General features: G+C 66.0%; 15 protein-coding genes. 9 read left to right on the top strand and 6 right to left on the bottom strand.

All coding sequences use genetic code 11. The annotated features are described in order from the left end of the window. Window positions 1–83: 83 nt before the first annotated feature. The 3 genes from ACEW7X_RS02515 to ACEW7X_RS02505 form a co-directional block, all read right to left on the bottom strand. Window positions 84–1,814: an FAD-dependent oxidoreductase gene (locus ACEW7X_RS02515; RefSeq protein WP_420177567.1), complete on the bottom strand. Its 1,731-nt coding sequence runs from the start codon at window positions 1,812–1,814 to the stop codon at window positions 84–86. Continuing rightward, a complete protein-coding gene (locus ACEW7X_RS02510) occupies window positions 1,815–2,849 on the bottom strand; it encodes a Gfo/Idh/MocA family protein (protein ID WP_068374399.1) in 1,035 nt (344 codons plus the stop codon). A 153-nt stretch (window positions 2,850–3,002) separates the two neighbouring features. Then, entirely contained in the window at window positions 3,003–3,818 is an 816-nt protein-coding gene (locus tag ACEW7X_RS02505) for a shikimate dehydrogenase family protein (RefSeq protein ID WP_127773137.1), read from the bottom strand. A gap of 443 nt (window positions 3,819–4,261) precedes the next feature. Here ACEW7X_RS02505 and ACEW7X_RS02500 point away from each other — a divergent pair, with 443 nt between their 5' ends. After that, on the top strand, window positions 4,262–5,071 hold the full coding sequence (locus ACEW7X_RS02500) for an IclR family transcriptional regulator (protein ID WP_127773136.1): 810 nt from the start codon (window positions 4,262–4,264) through the stop codon (window positions 5,069–5,071). On the opposite strand, the gene ACEW7X_RS02495 is transcribed toward ACEW7X_RS02500, so the two are convergent. After that, the gene (locus ACEW7X_RS02495; protein ID WP_068374408.1) at window positions 5,064–6,020 is read right to left on the bottom strand and encodes a helix-turn-helix domain-containing protein; all 957 of its coding nucleotides are present in this window, start codon (window positions 6,018–6,020) and stop codon (window positions 5,064–5,066) included. The two genes, ACEW7X_RS02500 and ACEW7X_RS02495, sit on opposite strands and share 8 nt — an antisense overlap. Before the next feature lie 252 nt (window positions 6,021–6,272). Here ACEW7X_RS02495 and ACEW7X_RS02490 point away from each other — a divergent pair, with 252 nt between their 5' ends. The 8 genes from ACEW7X_RS02490 to ACEW7X_RS02455 all read left to right on the top strand — a co-directional run bounded on the left by ACEW7X_RS02490 (window position 6,273) and on the right by ACEW7X_RS02455 (window position 13,787). Beyond that, a complete protein-coding gene (locus ACEW7X_RS02490) occupies window positions 6,273–7,118 on the top strand; it encodes an SDR family NAD(P)-dependent oxidoreductase (protein WP_134838040.1) in 846 nt (281 codons plus the stop codon). Between the two features lie 61 nt (window positions 7,119–7,179). Then, window positions 7,180–8,913: an FAD-dependent oxidoreductase gene (locus ACEW7X_RS02485; protein WP_420177566.1), complete on the top strand. Its 1,734-nt coding sequence runs from the start codon at window positions 7,180–7,182 to the stop codon at window positions 8,911–8,913. Next, the gene (locus ACEW7X_RS02480) at window positions 8,910–9,254 is read left to right on the top strand and encodes an NIPSNAP family protein (protein WP_068374416.1); all 345 of its coding nucleotides are present in this window, start codon (window positions 8,910–8,912) and stop codon (window positions 9,252–9,254) included. The genes ACEW7X_RS02485 and ACEW7X_RS02480 overlap by 4 nt, the downstream gene beginning before the upstream one ends. A 46-nt stretch (window positions 9,255–9,300) precedes the next feature. Then, on the top strand, window positions 9,301–10,152 hold the full coding sequence (locus ACEW7X_RS02475) for a branched-chain amino acid ABC transporter permease (protein WP_068374419.1): 852 nt from the start codon (window positions 9,301–9,303) through the stop codon (window positions 10,150–10,152). Next, the gene (locus ACEW7X_RS02470) at window positions 10,149–11,138 is read left to right on the top strand and encodes a branched-chain amino acid ABC transporter permease (protein WP_420177565.1); all 990 of its coding nucleotides are present in this window, start codon (window positions 10,149–10,151) and stop codon (window positions 11,136–11,138) included. Before ACEW7X_RS02475 ends, ACEW7X_RS02470 begins: the two co-directional genes overlap by 4 nt. Before the next feature lie 11 nt (window positions 11,139–11,149). Then, the gene (locus ACEW7X_RS02465; protein WP_420177564.1) at window positions 11,150–11,869 is read left to right on the top strand and encodes an ABC transporter ATP-binding protein; all 720 of its coding nucleotides are present in this window, start codon (window positions 11,150–11,152) and stop codon (window positions 11,867–11,869) included. Continuing rightward, on the top strand, window positions 11,866–12,564 hold the full coding sequence (locus ACEW7X_RS02460) for an ABC transporter ATP-binding protein (protein ID WP_420177563.1): 699 nt from the start codon (window positions 11,866–11,868) through the stop codon (window positions 12,562–12,564). Before ACEW7X_RS02465 ends, ACEW7X_RS02460 begins: the two co-directional genes overlap by 4 nt. Window positions 12,565–12,596: 32 nt before the next feature. After that, window positions 12,597–13,787, top strand: a complete 1,191-nt coding sequence (locus tag ACEW7X_RS02455; protein WP_420177562.1) for an ABC transporter substrate-binding protein — start codon at window positions 12,597–12,599, stop codon at window positions 13,785–13,787. A 42-nt stretch (window positions 13,788–13,829) separates the two neighbouring features. Here ACEW7X_RS02455 and ACEW7X_RS02450 read toward each other — a convergent pair whose 3' ends face one another. Continuing rightward, window positions 13,830–14,174, bottom strand: a complete 345-nt coding sequence (locus ACEW7X_RS02450) for a zinc ribbon domain-containing protein YjdM (RefSeq protein ID WP_253101866.1) — start codon at window positions 14,172–14,174, stop codon at window positions 13,830–13,832. A gap of 90 nt (window positions 14,175–14,264) precedes the next feature. After that, window positions 14,265–14,960: a GntR family transcriptional regulator gene (locus ACEW7X_RS02445; RefSeq protein WP_068374438.1), complete on the bottom strand. Its 696-nt coding sequence runs from the start codon at window positions 14,958–14,960 to the stop codon at window positions 14,265–14,267. Window positions 14,961–14,995 lie beyond the last annotated feature (35 nt).

Below are 14,995 nucleotides of genomic sequence, written 5' to 3'. Positions count from 1 at the left end.
TCTCCTTGTCACTGCCGGCCCGGTGACGGTACGCCACCCCGCCGGCCGTATTCATTCAATCCGCGCCAGGAAAAAGCGCGGCCTCAAACCGCAGCAGGCTGCTTGCCTGCCATATGATGTCCGGCGATATAGCCGAACGTCATCGCCGGCCCCAGCGTAATGCCACCACTGGGATAACGGCCGCCCATCACGCTGCTCATATCCGCGCCACAGGCATACAGGCCGGCAATCGGGTTGCCCGCCTGATCCAACACTTGCGCATGCTCGTTGGTACGCAGCCCGGCGAAAGTCCCCAGGCTGCCCGGCACGAGCCGGACCGCATAGAACGGCCCCTGCTCGATGGGCGCCATACAGGGATTGGGCTTGCATTCGGCGTCGCCCTGTACCCGGTTGTAGGGCGTATCGCCGCGGCCGAAGGCAGTATCCACACCCTGCCTGGCATCTTCGTTGTAGCGCGCGGCAGACGCTTCCAGCGCCCCCGCCTCGATACCGCACCGCTGCGCCAGATCGGCCAGCGTGCGGCCTTGCTTCAGGTAGCCGGAACGCAATGCCCAACGATAGGGCATGGGCGCAGGACGTACTGCGCCCAGCCCGTAGCGCCGCAGGAAGCGGTGATCGCAGACCAGCCACGCATGCGCCGGTTGCCCGGGCTTGAAATGCTGGAACAGTCCTTCCATGAAGTCATAGTAGGAATCGGCTTCATTGACGAAGCGCTGCCCGGCCTGCGTGACCGCCATGACGCCGGGCTTGGCCCGTTCGATCAAGTGAGGATAGTTATTGGATTCGCCCTGCGCGCCGGGGACCAGCGACACCGGTGCCCAGCCCGCCGGGCGGTACAGCCCGGCATCGACCCCTGCGCCAACGGATTCACCCAGGCGCAGGCCGTCGCCGGTATTGGACGGTGGTGCGGCGGACCAGTGTTCCCGGCCGGTCGGCGCATGGGCGAACAAGGCCTGCTTGCGCTCGACATCATGCGGAAAACCGCCACAGGCCAGCACCACGCCCCGGCGCGCACCGATTTCGGTTTCGCGGCCATCCGCGTCGCGTACCCGGACGCCAGCCACCCGACCGTCATCGGCCCGCAAGAGGCCAACGACCGGAGCCGCTACACGGATATCCACCCTGCGGTCGAAAGCCGACTTGGCCAACCCGGCCACCAGCGCATTGCCATTGACCAGGTGCATGCCGCGCCCTTGCGTCGCACGTTCCCAGAAATGGCGCAGCACGCGGCGCGTGACGTGGGCAAAGGAACGCGCCGAGCGCATGGCATTCATGAAATGGCCCAGGTCGGCGCCAGAAGCAATGCCCATGCGCCAGGGCGCGATCAGTTCCAGCGGCTCGCGCATGTCGGCCAGCCGGCGCCCCAGGGCCCGGCCATCGAAGGGCGCGGCGCATACCGAGCGCCCCCCGGTCACGGCACCCGCCTGCTTGCCGTGGAAATCCGGAATGGTATTGCCAGCAATGAACTGCAAGGCCGTTTTCTGTTCGAAGAATGACACCATGGCGGGCGCATGGCGCAGGAAAGCTTCAACCCGCGGTTCGTCGTAGTACTCGCCCAGCTCATTGCGCAGATAGCGGCGCGGCCCTTCGATGTCTTCGACAATGCCGGCGCGCACGGCCAGCGGATTGCGCGGCACCCACATCCAGCCGCCGGACCAGGCCGTCGTGCCACCGAATTGCCGGTGTTTTTCGAGTACCAGCACGCTCAGGCCCAGCTCGGCCGCCGTCACTGCTGCGGCCAGGCCGCCGGCGCCCGAGCCCACTACGACCACATCGAATTCCTGCCGCGCCACCGCCGTTTCCACCATTGCCATCTACTCCAGTTCCACCCGGGCGCCGCTGGCCGCCGCCTGCCCGACCGCCAGCGTCGCCTGCAAGGTACGCAAGCCGTCCTCGCCGCTGCACACCGGCATTTCCCTGCCATCGACCACGGCGGCGAAATGCCGCAATTGCTCGTCATAGGGATGGCCCAGATGAGGGGCCGTGCGCTCCATGGTCAAGGGAGCATGCCAGCCCGGCTGGCCACGGTATTCCCAGACTTCCAGCAGGGGCAGTGTCAGCGATGCCTGCGTGCCGACCAGATAATGCGAATTCACGTTCTGGCGCGGATAGTGTTCGGCTTCGCCGGCCGCCATGTCCCAGCACCAAGGCGAGGCCGCCGTATCGGACACCGTCAGGGTGGCCAGCGCGCCGCTGGCGAAGGACAGCACCACGGCGGCGGTATCTTCGACGGCATGGCCGCGCACCGTGTTGGCGCTGACGGCCTGCACGCTGAGCACCTCCCCGAGCAGAAAGCGCAGCAGGTCGATGTCATGGATCATGTTGATCAGGATCGGGCCGCCGCCGGGCTCGCGCCGCCAGGCGGCCTCGAAATAGCTGTCCGGCTTCATGAATGCGGCCATGCCGTTGGCCGCCACGATCCGGCCCAGCCGGCCGGAAGCCACAATCTCGCGCGCCTGGCGCAAAATGACGTTGTGGCGACGCTGATGGCCCACCAGCAGGGCCTGGCCCAGACGCTGCGCGGCATCACACAGCTGGCGCGCTTCCGCCACGCTGTCGGCAATGGGTTTTTCCACCAGCACGGCGCTGCCGCGCTCCAGGCAGCTCACCCCCAGGCTCACATGGGTATGGTTGGGCGTCGCGACGATCACGCCATCCGGGCGCTGCGCCGCATACATGGCGTCGATATCCGCGTACCAGGCGGCGCCGGCCTGCTCTGCCTGCGCCCGTCCGGCATCGGTGGGGTCCACGACGGCCGACAGCCGCCACTGCGCGCTGCGCAAAGCCGCCTCGATATGGATGCGGCCGATCGCGCCTGCGCCGATTACCGCCAGATTCTTCCTTGCCATGCCTTCCTCCTTACCCTGGCACCGCCGCTTGCAAAAGCGCGCAGCCGCCCTGCGCGCGCGGCATGTCTGCCGCGCCCGTTCTCATGAATGCCTGCCAGGCTGTTGTGCTTGTTCGTCTGGCGCCGGACTGCCATGCAGGCCCGGCATCCTGGTTCAACGCAGGCGCGCTGCCAGAAAATCGACCATCAGCTTGAGTTCTGAATTGAACATATCGGCCCCCACGCTGGTCTTGCAGCCGCGCTCACGCGCCGCCTGGATCCACGGCGACACCGCCGGCGAAGTGATCGGGCAGGCGGCAAATGCCGCCGGGTCCAGTTTGCCGACCTGGACCGGCATGGGGTCAGCGGGGTTCATGCCCATGGGCGTGGCGTTCACGACCATGCCGAACCCGGTCGGGTCATCCGAACCGACGCCGACCTTGTCGCCGTAACGGGCCTGCAGGCGCGCGATCAAGTCGTCGCGGCGGCGCGTATCAGCATCATGGATTGCCAGGTAGCTCGCCCCCTGCACCAGCAGTTCGAACGCAATGGCAGTGCCCGCGCCGCCAGCCCCAACCAGCAAGCAGCGCTGGGCCGTCGGGTTGCCACCATGGAGACGGATGCCGCCCACCATGCCTTCGCCGTCGAACATGTCGCCATCCCAGGAATCATCGGCATTGCGGCGCAGGGTATTCACTGCCCCCAGGAAATCTGCGCGCTCGGTGGCGGTGCTGCAATAGCCGCGCATGGAAAACTTGTGCGGGATGGTCACAATGATGCCATCCAGGTTACGCACGATCTCCGCAGCGCGCATGAAGTCACCCAGCTGTTCCGGCTTGACGTGCACCGGCACGACGATGGCGTTGTGGCCCTGCTCCTGCAACATGGCAGTCACGCCGGCGGGCGATTTGACCTGCGCGATGGGATCGCCAACGATGGCGATAACGCGCGTCGCGCCGTTCAGGGTAAAACTCTGGCTATTCTGGCTCATGGAATTTCTGTGTCTCGGTTATGGGCGGCGTCTGGCGCCGTCAGCCAATAGGCATGCACACGGCCTGTCTCCTTGCCTGCGCCCATGCCTGTCCATCGGACACCGCCGCCTCCGCCGCACCGCAGCCATGGCTGCAGGACCAGACAACAGGCAATGGTCGAGCATCCTTTTGCTGGAATTATATTCATAAAAAATATTTTTTGGAATCAGATTCCAAAAAATGCATCCTGACGGCCTGCTGCGCCTATCCGGTGCCAGCAGGCGGCTTTTCCCGGGCCTGCCTCCGTAGACACTGTGGAAGACAGTATTCGCGCTTCTGCCGCAGACAAGCTACGATTAGAACTATTCATGCATTCATACGGATATAACAGGGATGGATCCGTCCATTCCGTTGGTCCTGTTGCAATAATTATTCAAACCGCACTGACGACACCTGTTCACCTATGGCCGGCCCAGCTTCCCGCACCCTTCATGTACTCGAATACCTGACCAGCCATCCGGAAGGACTGCCGCTGGCGACCATCGCCGACACCCTGCAGATCCCCCGCAGCGCCGCCCACCGCCTGCTCGCCGAGCTATCGGATTGCGGCTACGTGCGCCAGGTACGCGCCCATGGCGATTACGTCCTGACCACCAAGCTGGCCTCACTGGGCATGAGTTTTCTTTCCAATACCGGCGTACAGGATATCGCCCAGCCCATCCTCGACCGGCTCGCCGAACTGTCCGGAGAATTCGTGCGCCTGGGCGTGATCGACGGCGAGAGCATTGCCTGGCTGGCGCGCGCCCAGGGCGCCCGCACCGGCCTGCGCTATGACCCGGAAATGGGCATGGAAGCCCGGCTTTCCTGTTCCGCTTCCGGCCATGCATGGCTGCTGACGCTGCCCGACGAACGCGCCATCGAAATGGTGGCGCGCCAGGGCTTCGGCAAGCGCGAAGATTACGGCCCCAATGCGCCGCAGACCGTACATGAACTGCTGGCCTGCCTGGAAGCCGCCCGCACGCGCGGCTTCAGCATGACCACCGACACGTTCATGGCGGGCATGGCAGCCATGGCCGCCCCCATCCGGCGTGCCAACCAGCCGGCCACCGGCACTATCAGCATCGCTGGCCCGGCCTCGCGCATGACGCCCGAGCGCATGCTGGAACTGGGCCCGGCCCTGCTGGAAGCCGCTGCCGAAATGGCCGCCTCCGGCGGAGTTTCCATGCTGGCGGGCAGCTCCAACCGCCAGGCCGGCCACCCCGTCCTCAACTGACCCCTTCCGCCCTGCGGCGCGCTTCCGGCGCCGCGTCTGGCGGCAAGGCCACCTCCCGTATCTGGCTCAGCGCCTGCTTCCTGAAGGCGCTGGGGCTGGTGCCCGCGTGCTTGCGGAAAAAGCGCCCGAAGTACGCCTCGTCCTGGAAGCCCAGGGCGGTGGATATCTGCTTAATGCTTCCCATGGTGTAGACCAGATTGCGCTTGGCCTCGTGCAGAAGGCGCGCCTGGATGACTGCCAACGCCGACATGCCCAGCGCCTCGCGGCAGATGCGCGTCAACTGGCCAACCGTCAGCCCCAGTTCATTGGCGTAATCCGCCAGGGGCCGATGGGTCTTGAACCAGGCTTCGACCTGCGCCCGGAAACGTTCCAGATGCGCCGCCTTGCGCGGCGAAAATGATTCGGGCTTGACCACCGGCGCCTGGGTGATGCGCGCGACCTGCACCAGCAATGCCGTCAACAGCGACAGACTGGCTGCGCGCTGCCCCAGCGCCGGCACGCGCCATTCCCGCTGAATCGCCAGAATCAGCGGCATCAGCGCATCGGCATGCGGCGTATCACGCGGGAAGTTCATCACCAGCGGCGTATGCAGCACCTCCAGCAGCTCCGGCATGATGATCTGCGCCAGCGATTCCAGCGGCCCCTGCGCTGCCGTGATGACCGCACCGTCCACCGGCGGCGCCCACTGGAAGCCATGCACGATCCGTGCGGGTGCCACGATCAGGCAGGGGGCCTGAGCCTGCCAGCGTTTTTCATCCAGCAATACCTCTCCGCCACCGGCCGTCACCAGCAGGATCTGCACGCAGCCGTCATGCAGGTGCGGCTGAATATTCCAGTTGTAGAGCCCGGACCGTTGAGGAATCCATTCAAAATCAAAGAGGGTATCCCAGACCTCGGGGGCCTGGTCGCCATATAGCGCGTAGTTCGGTATGGACCGCAGCAGTCCCATGGATGTGCTCCCTGATATGCACGAAATATCCATTTCGGCGCCGGAATCGTCACTAGGTGATATCCCTAGAAGCCGTGCAAATGCACGATTCGTCCTGTCCTTTGCAGGAATCGCAACCCCGCCATTGTGCGAACCCGCCCACAATCCGCCCCATCAGCCCAGGGAACGGCACGCCGCCCCCGAACCGGCAGGCAGCGCAGCCCCCCTCCCCCGGCCCGTCACTTTCCCTCTTTTCCATTGCCAGGAGCCCCCATGGTTTCCCCTCTTCCCCGCAATTCAGTAGAAGACTGGCTGGCGCTGCGCGGCCGCGTCGCGGTTGTCACCGGCGCGGCCAGCGGCATAGGCGCCGCCATCGCCAGCAGCCTGTCGCAGGCGGGCGCCAGCGTCGCGCTGCTGGACCGGGACATTCCGGCTGCGCAGCGCCTGGCGGACAGCCTGGCGCTGCGCGGCGGGCAGGCCATGGCCGTGGCCTGCGACACCGCCAGCGAAACCTCGACCCGCGATGCCGCGCAACATGTGCAGGCCAACCTGGGCGCCGCCAGCATCCTCGTGAACAACGCCGGGCTGCTGCGCTCTTCGGCGCTGGCCGACGTCAGCCTGGAAGAATGGAACCAGATCCTCGCCGTCAATCTCACCGGCTATTTGCTGTGCGCCCGCGCCTTCGCCCCGCAACTGCGCAAGCAGGGCGACGGCAGCATCGTCAACATTGCTTCCATCGCCGCCCGTTTTCCGCAGACCCGCAGCGGCGCCTACAGCGCCAGCAAGGCCGGCATCCTGCTGCTGTCGCGCCAATTGGCCGCCGAATGGGGGCAATCGGGCATTCGCAGCAATGCCATCTGCCCGGGCATGATCCGCACCCCGCTGTCCGCCGCGTTCTATGCCCAGCCCGGCGTGGAAGCCGCCAGGGCCGCCATGACGGCCAGCCGCCGCGTGGGCGAACCCGAAGATATCGCCAATGCCGTGCTGTTCCTTGCCAGCCCCCGTGCGGGCTACGTCAATGGCGCGGAACTGATGGTCGATGGCGGCATGTCCTCGATGCTGATGGACATGGTGCCGCGCCCAGGCTTCAACCACGGCGGCGCCACCCAGGCCGCCTGAGCCCCAATCATGCTGGCGCGTGGCCGGCCACGGATACGCGCGCCACAAGGAGATTCTTTGCATGACCCCAGCCCAACAGGAAACCCTCATCCGCTGCGACTTGCTGGTCGTCGGCGCAGGCGCGGGCGGCATGTCTACCGCCATCGTCGCCAGCAAGCACGGCCTGGATGTCGTCATCGTGGAAAAGGCGCCGGTATTTGGCGGCACCACGGCCTTTTCCGGCGGCGTGCTGTGGATTCCCGGCAACCGCATTTCACGCGAAGCCGGCGCCCAGGATAGCCGCAGCGCCGCTGAAACCTACCTGCGCCACGAGATCGGCCAGCACTACGACGCCGAAGCCGTCCAGGCCTTCCTGGACAACGGCCCGGAAATGGTCGATTTCTTCACCCGGGAAACCTCGGTGCGCTTCGTGCCCACGCTGTATCCCGACTATCACCCCACCGCGCCCGGCGGCGTGGACGTGGGCCGTTCCATCCTCGCCGCGCCCTTCGATATCCGCGCGCTGGGCCAGGATATGGCGCGCCTGCGGCCACCGCTGGAAACCATCACCTTCATGGGGATGATGTTCAACTCATCGAACGCCGACCTGAAGCATTTCTTCCGCGCGACGAAATCACTGACATCGTTCAGCTATGTCGCCCGCCGGCTGGCGCGCCACCTGCTGGAGCTGCTGCGCTACCGGCGCGGCATACAGGTCACCAGCGGCAATGCGCTGGCGGCGCGGCTGGCCAAGAGTGCGCTGGACCAGGGCATCGCCATCCATACCTCGACCCAGGTACGCGAACTGCTGCGCGATGGCGAGCGCATCACCGGCGCCCTCGCCGATGCCCCGGCGGGCCGCCTGCGCATCGAGGCCAGCCAGGGCGTGGTCCTGGCCTGCGGCGGCTTTCCACATGACCAGGAACGCCTGCGCCAGGCCTTCCCCCACGTCAGGCGCGGCGGCACGCACCTGTCCCCCGGCCCCAGCGACAACACCGGCGACGGCGGCCGCCTGGCGGAACAGGCCGGCGGCATCGTGGACATCCGCTTTCCCGCGCCCGCCGCCTGGATGCCTGTCTCCCGCGTTCCGCTGGGCAGCGGCCGCCATGGCGTATTCCCCCATCTGCTGGACCGCTACAAGCCAGGCATCATCGGCGTCACCCGCGCAGGCCGGCGCTTCACCAATGAATCCGAGTCCTATCACGATGTCGGGGCCGCCATGATCGAAGCCTGCAGCAGCGCCCAGGAAACCGAAATGTGGCTGGTCTGCGACCGGACAGCCATTGCCCGGTACGGACTGGGCTACGCCAAGCCCGCCCCCCTGCCGCTGGGGCCGCATCTGCGCAGCGGCTACCTGACGAGCGGCAAGACCCTGGCGGAACTGGCCCGCAACACCGGCATTGATGCTGCCGGGCTGGAGGCCACCGTACGTGAATACAACCAGGGCGCCGTCCACGGCGAAGACCGCCAATTCGGCCGTGGCAGCACCAGTTTCAACCGCTACCTGGCAGACCCGGAACACCAGCCCAACCCCTGCGTGGCCCCCATCCAGGACGGCCCCTTCTATGCGCTGCGCGTCATCATGGGTGATCTCGGCACGTTCGACGGCATCCGTACCGCCGTCACGGGTGAAGTCCTGCGACCGGACAACAGCATCATTCCCGGCCTCTATGCCGTGGGCAACGACCGCGCCAGCGTCATGGGTGGCACCTATCCGGGCGCCGGCATCACGCTCGGCCCCATCCTGACCTTCGGCTACATCACGGGCCGCCATATCGCCCGGCAAACCCCATCCACCGCACGGAGCCAGCCATGAACCGCAAGCCCCTGATCGACCATCGCACCTACACCATCGCACCGCGCAAGATGGCGGAGTTCCTGGAGGTTTTCGACCGCCTCGCCATGCCGGTGCTCCAGCGCACGCTGGGCCAGCCCATTGGCTTTTACACCAGCCACGTAGGCGCGCTGAACCAGGTGGTGCACCTGTGGGCCTACGAGGACCTGGCCGACTACGAGCGCCGCAGCCAGGCACGTGACAGCGACCCGGATTTCCCCGCCTACCTGCAGGCTTCCGGCCACCTCATCGTGGCCCAGGAGAACCGCCTGCTGCGCCGCGCCGAGCTGCCGTCCTGCCAGACGGACAGCGGCGCCGGCTGAGCCCCCTCCGTTCCGCAACCAATACATACAAGAGGAGACTTTGCGGATGACAAGCATCAATCTATTCAACGGACTGGTCTATGGCGCGCTGCTGATCGTCATGTCCTCCGGGCTGGCGCTGATCTACGGCTTGCGCCGGGTCGTCAATTTCGCCCACGGTTCGCTCTACATGCTGGGCGCCTATATCGGCTACAGCATCGCCAGCCAGGGCGGCTTCTGGCTGGCCCTGGTTGCCGTCCCGCTCATCATGCTGGGCCTGGGCGCCTTGCTGGACCGCTACTGCTTCCGCCTGCTGCAGGACCGCAACCCGCTCACCGTCGTGCTGGTGACCTTCGGCCTGCTGCTGATCCTGGAAGACCTGGTACAGACCATATGGGGCCGCAGCAACCTGTCGCTGGCCGCGCCCGCGCTGTTGAACACATCAGTCAGCCTGTTCGGCACGCCGGTGCCGGCCTATCGCATCGCCGTACTGGTGGTGGGCCTGGCCGTGGCGCTGGGGCTGGCGGCCTGGCTGCGCTTTTCCCGTATCGGCCTCTATGTGCGCGCCGCCAGCACCGACCCGACCACGACAGCCATGCAGGGCGTCAATACCGACCGCCTCAGCGCACTCGTCGTGGGCCTGGGCACCGCCCTGGCCGGACTGGCGGGCGTAGTGGCCGCGCCCTTCCTGTCCCTGTCGCCCACGATGAACAGCGACGTGCTGATCGACTCTTTCGTCGTGGTCGTGGTAGGCGGGCTGGGCAGTTTGTCGGGCGCCTTCATCGCGGCACTGGCCCTGGGGCAGATCCAGGCGCTGGGCGCGATTTACCTGCCCGGACTGGCTGCCGTGCTGCCCTTCATCCTGATGATTGCCGTACTGCTCTGGAGGCCCGCCGGACTGGCCGGGAACCGCACATGACATCCCTGACCCCATTGAAGCCCCGTGCCCTGGCCCCTGCCACACTGCTGCTGCGCACCCTGGCGGCGCTGGCTGCCGGCCTGCTGGTTGCCACACAGGTGCAATCCGCCATACTGCTGTCCTTGCTGACGCAGGCCACCATCTTTGCCATCTTCGCGCTTGGCGTCGGCCTGCTGCTGCGCCAGAACGGCATGGTGAGCTTCGGCCATGCCGCCTTCTACGGGCTGGCTGGCTATGTTGCCGCCATCCTGATGCAGCATGCCGTACCGGCCGAAGCCGTCGTCCTCCTGACCCTCCTCATCATGGCGCTGTTTTCCTGCCTGCTGGGGCTGGTCATCGTGCGCGTGCCCGGCATTGCCTTCGGCATGCTGACACTGGCCGTCGGCCAGATGTTCTTCCAGCTGGCGTCGACATCGCGCTCGCTGACCGGCGGCGCCGACGGCATGTACCTGGACTGGCCGGCGCGCCTGTTCGGCGTGCCGATAGCGCTCATCCAGCGCCAGGACGTGCTGTTTTCCATCAGCTGGACCCTGCTGGTGCTGTGCATCGCCGGCCTGGCCGCGCTGCTGTCGACCCGCTTCGGCCGCGTGACCGAAGCCGTGCGCGACAACGAGGAGCGGGCGCGCTTCATCGGGATCCGCACGCTGATGCCGCGTGTCGCCATTTTCACGCTATCGGCGCTGGTCACCAGCCTGGCGGGCCTGCTGTCGGTACTGAATACCGGCTTCATTTCTCCGGAAAGCCTGCACTGGAGCGTCTCCGGCTCGGCGCTGATGATGGTCATCATCGGCGGCTTTCGCACGCTCTGGGGGCCAGCGCTGGGCGCCATCGTGTTCTTCCTGGCGCGCGACCTGATCGGCGATTACGCGCAGCACTGGCTGGCCATATTCGGCACGGCGCTGATCCTCATCATCGTGTTTTCGCCCGAAGGCATAGGCGGCGCCTTGCAACGCCTGTGCCAACGCCGCCGCCCGCAACGTACCTGAGAGGCCCCGCCATGCAACAGAACATCCTTGAAGTCCGCGACATCGCCGTGCACTACGGCGGCGTGAAAGCGGTGGACGGCGTGAATTTTGCCGTGGCGCGCGGCCAGATCCACGGCCTGATCGGCCCCAACGGCGCAGGCAAATCCACTGTGATCGACGCCATCACCGGCAGGCGCCGCCCCACCCGAGGGCAGGTCCTGCTCAACGGCCGGGACGTCACTGCACTGGGCGTGATCGAACGCCGCCAGCTCGGCCTGGCCCGGTCCTTCCAACGCACCAGCATCTTTCCCGACATGCGCGTGTATGACCAGATCGAACTGGCAGCCTGCAAGGTCGGCGCCCGGCACCCCGAAGCCAACACCGAAGAAGTGCTGCGCCAGCTCGAATTGACCCCGATGGCACAGCTGACTGCCGCGGAACTGGGCTATGGCGAACAGCGCCGCCTGGACCTGGCGCTGGCCCTGGTCGGCCAGCCTTCGCTGCTGCTGCTGGACGAACCCATGGCCGGCCTGTCGGCGCAGGAATCGGAAGACCTGGCGCAGCACCTGCAAACACTGGCGCAGCAATGGTCGGTGTCGGTGCTGCTGGTCGAACACGACATGGACATCGTCTTCGGCATCAGCGATGCCGTCACTGTCTTTGAACTCGGCCGGGTCATCGCCAGCGGCGAGCCGGCCTCGGTCCGCGCGCATCCGCGCGTACGCGAAGCCTATCTCGGGAGCGCCGCATGAACACCGTCCTGCAAGTCAGGGATCTGCAATCCTATTATGGCGCCGCGCACATCCTGCACGGCCTGTCGCTGGAAATCCAGGCCGGCGAGCGCGTCGCGCTGATCGGCCGCAATGGCGTCGGCAAGACCACGCTGGTCAATTCGCTGCTCGGTCTGGCCAGCGTGCGCGGCGGCAGCATGCACATCGGCGGCAAAGCCATTGCACGGCCGCGCCCCTATATGGCAACCCGGCAGGGCATGGCCGTCGTGCCACAGGGCCGGCGCATCGTCGCCAATCTGAGCGTCGAGGAAAACCTGCTGCTGGGCGCCGCCTGCGGCCGCGCAGGCCACTGGAACGTGCCGCGCATCTACGAGCTATTCCCCATCCTGCGCGAGCGCGCCCATACGCCTGGCACGGCGCTGTCTGGCGGGCAGCAACAGATGCTGGCCATCGGCCGCGCCCTGATGGCCAACCCGGCGCTGGTTGTCCTGGACGAACCCACCGAAGGCCTGGCGCCGGTCATCGTCGATCAGCTGGCCGACATTTTCAATCTGGTGGCCGATCAGGGCACCGCCCTGCTGCTCATCGAGCAGAACCTCAGCCTGGTGGCGCGCGTGGCCCGGCGCTACTACGCCATGGCCAAGGGCGTCATCACCGGCACCGGCCAGATCGACGCAGACAGCTTGCGCGCATTGCGCGAGCACGTAGTGGCCTGAGCACCAGGCCGACAATAACCAAGGAGACAAACATGACCCACCAACGCTTCCTGCCGCGCCGCCTGGCCGGCCTTGCCCTGGCTGCCATCATTCCCCTGTCCGCCGCTGCTGCGGACAAAGACCCGATACGCATCGGTACCGTGACATCGGTATCCGGGGTGTTTTCGCAGCAGGGCGAGGAAGTCCAGCGCGCCGTGCAGTTTGCCGTGGAGCAGGCCAACCGCAAGGGCGGCATAGACGGCCGCGCCGTCGAGCTGAAAATCGCAGACGACGAAAGCACGCCCGACGCCGGCCGGCGCGCGGCCGAGAAACTGGCCCGCGACGGCCATAACCTGCTGGTCGCGCCCATCGCGTCCTCCATCACCCTGGCCGTCGGCCAGGGGCTGGAACGCTGGGATGCCATGCAGGTCGTGCACCTGTCCAAGGCTGACCGCATCACCGGCGACTCATGCAAGCCGCGCATGTTCCGCAGCAGCCATTCAGACAGCATGGACCTGGCCATGTTCGACGAATGGCTGAAGGAAGTACCGGAAAAGAAATTCGCGGTGGTAGGCGCGGACTATGTCTGGGGCAGGGATTCAGCCGAGCACTTCCAGCACTCGGCTGCCAGGCTGGGCAAGGAAATCGCGCTCAGCGTCTTTCCGCCGGTCGGCACCAAGGATTTCGCCCCCTACATCGCACAGATAAAGGCCCAGCCGGACATCGACGGGATCTGGGTAGCGCTGGTCGGGCGCGACCTGATCGCCTTCGCCAAGCAGGCCCATGAATTCGGCCTGACCGACAAGCGCATCATCGGCCATGCCTACATCATGAACTTCGTCGTCAACGCCACGGGCGACGCCACCCAGGGCGTGTGGGGCAACATCGGCTACAGCCCTGATATCGACACCGCCAGGAACCATGAATTCGTCACCGAATTCCAGGAGAAATACGGCCGCACGCCTACCGACAACGAAGGCCAGGCCTACAACGCCGTGCAGACCATCTTCGAAGGCGTGAAACTGGCAGGCAGTACCAAGCCCGGCGAGGTATCCCGCGCCCTGCGCGGCGCCACCTACGACACCATCTACGGCCCGGCCACGATGCGTGCCGAAGACAACCAGCTGGTGCTGCCGACCTACATCGGCCAGGTGGAAGCCGTCGACGGCAAGCTGCGCCCGGTCGTCAAGCAGGCCTTCGGCCCCGACATCGCGCCGGCACCGACCGGCGAGTGCAAGATGTAAGGCCTGCCATGGCCGGTGCCCGCGCGGCGCCGGCCGCTGCCATCAAACCTTCTTCACGAATTCCGACTTGAGCTGCATGCTGCCGATCCCGTCGAGCTTGCAGTCGATGTCGTGATCACCGTCCACCAGACGGATGTTGCGGGCTTTCGTGCCCATTTTCACGACCTGCGAAGACCCCTTGATCTTCAGGTCCTTGATCACGGCCACGGTGTCGCCGTCTTGCAGCACATTGCCCACCGCGTCCTTGACGACACGCGCCTGCTCCGCTTCAGGCTCGGCGGCCGCCTGGGCCGACCATTCATGGGCGCATTCGGGGCAAACCAGCAGCTCGCCATCGGCGTAAACGTATTCAGACTGGCACTGCGGACAGGGAGGCAAACTGGTCATGGCTTTTTTCTCATTCAAAACAAGCCATTATAGGCAAATCCCGATATATCAGCAGGGGCATTCCCGCGCCCCTGCAGAAAGAACGGCGGCTCAGCGGCTGGGCAGCAGGGAAATCACTTCCACCACTGGCTTCAGGTGCTCTTCGAGCACGGCGGCGGCGGCGTCCGCATCATGTGCATGCAAGGCATCGAGCAGCGCCTGGTGCTGCGACATGATCAGCGCCATGCGCGCCGGCCCGACCCGCAACGCGGTATAGGCGACGCGCATCTTGCGCACCTGCAGCGCGTCATAGACTTCCAGCAGCACGTCATTGCCGGCAGCTGCCACCAGGGCGCGATGGAACATCACGTCCAGTTCGATGTGGCGGGCATAGTCCAGGTCCTGGCCATTGGCCCCCGCCACTTCCTCCATGCCGCGCATCAGCGTGGTCATCGCCGGCGGCACTTCCAGGCGCTCGTCACAGACCCGGCGCGCCACGTGTACTTCGATGACGCGCCGCGCTTCGTAGACATTCATCAATTCCTGGGCCGTGATCTGACGCACCTGCGCCCCCCGGCGCGGGATCAGGTCCAGGAAGCGCTCGGCCTCCAGGCGCAGAAAGGCCTCGCGCACCGGCGTGCGAGACACACCCGTGGCTTCCGTAATCTGTTCTTCCTCGATGAAGGCGCCTCCCGGCACCTCGCCGCGCATGATGAGATCACGCACGTACAGATACACCTGCTCCTTGGCGGACGGCTTGCCTCGCGCAAGCCCCCGACCGCCATCCTTTACAGGCTCGCTACGCATGTCTGGCCCGAATTCCACTGTGGTTTAGATACGGC

The sequence above is a fragment of the Kerstersia gyiorum genome (assembly GCF_048595715.1).
GTDB lineage: Bacteria > Pseudomonadota > Gammaproteobacteria > Burkholderiales > Burkholderiaceae_B > Kerstersia > Kerstersia gyiorum.
Note: the sequence above shows the minus strand (reverse complement) of the source record. Positions and strands in the feature narration are given on the sequence as shown.

Coding starts and splice junctions, on each gene's coding strand:
- ACEW7X_RS02515 (WP_420177567.1), bottom strand. CDS start 1,814: ATGGCAATGGTGGAAACGGCGGTGGCGCGGCAGGAATTCGATGTGGTC.
- ACEW7X_RS02510 (WP_068374399.1), bottom strand. CDS start 2,849: ATGGCAAGGAAGAATCTGGCGGTAATCGGCGCAGGCGCGATCGGCCGC.
- ACEW7X_RS02505 (WP_127773137.1), bottom strand. CDS start 3,818: ATGAGCCAGAATAGCCAGAGTTTTACCCTGAACGGCGCGACGCGCGTT.
- ACEW7X_RS02500 (WP_127773136.1), top strand. CDS start 4,262: ATGGCCGGCCCAGCTTCCCGCACCCTTCATGTACTCGAATACCTGACC.
- ACEW7X_RS02495 (WP_068374408.1), bottom strand. CDS start 6,020: ATGGGACTGCTGCGGTCCATACCGAACTACGCGCTATATGGCGACCAG.
- ACEW7X_RS02490 (WP_134838040.1), top strand. CDS start 6,273: ATGGTTTCCCCTCTTCCCCGCAATTCAGTAGAAGACTGGCTGGCGCTG.
- ACEW7X_RS02485 (WP_420177566.1), top strand. CDS start 7,180: ATGACCCCAGCCCAACAGGAAACCCTCATCCGCTGCGACTTGCTGGTC.
- ACEW7X_RS02480 (WP_068374416.1), top strand. CDS start 8,910: ATGAACCGCAAGCCCCTGATCGACCATCGCACCTACACCATCGCACCG.
- ACEW7X_RS02475 (WP_068374419.1), top strand. CDS start 9,301: ATGACAAGCATCAATCTATTCAACGGACTGGTCTATGGCGCGCTGCTG.
- ACEW7X_RS02470 (WP_420177565.1), top strand. CDS start 10,149: ATGACATCCCTGACCCCATTGAAGCCCCGTGCCCTGGCCCCTGCCACA.
- ACEW7X_RS02465 (WP_420177564.1), top strand. CDS start 11,150: ATGCAACAGAACATCCTTGAAGTCCGCGACATCGCCGTGCACTACGGC.
- ACEW7X_RS02460 (WP_420177563.1), top strand. CDS start 11,866: ATGAACACCGTCCTGCAAGTCAGGGATCTGCAATCCTATTATGGCGCC.
- ACEW7X_RS02455 (WP_420177562.1), top strand. CDS start 12,597: ATGACCCACCAACGCTTCCTGCCGCGCCGCCTGGCCGGCCTTGCCCTG.
- ACEW7X_RS02450 (WP_253101866.1), bottom strand. CDS start 14,174: ATGACCAGTTTGCCTCCCTGTCCGCAGTGCCAGTCTGAATACGTTTAC.
- ACEW7X_RS02445 (WP_068374438.1), bottom strand. CDS start 14,960: ATGCGTAGCGAGCCTGTAAAGGATGGCGGTCGGGGGCTTGCGCGAGGC.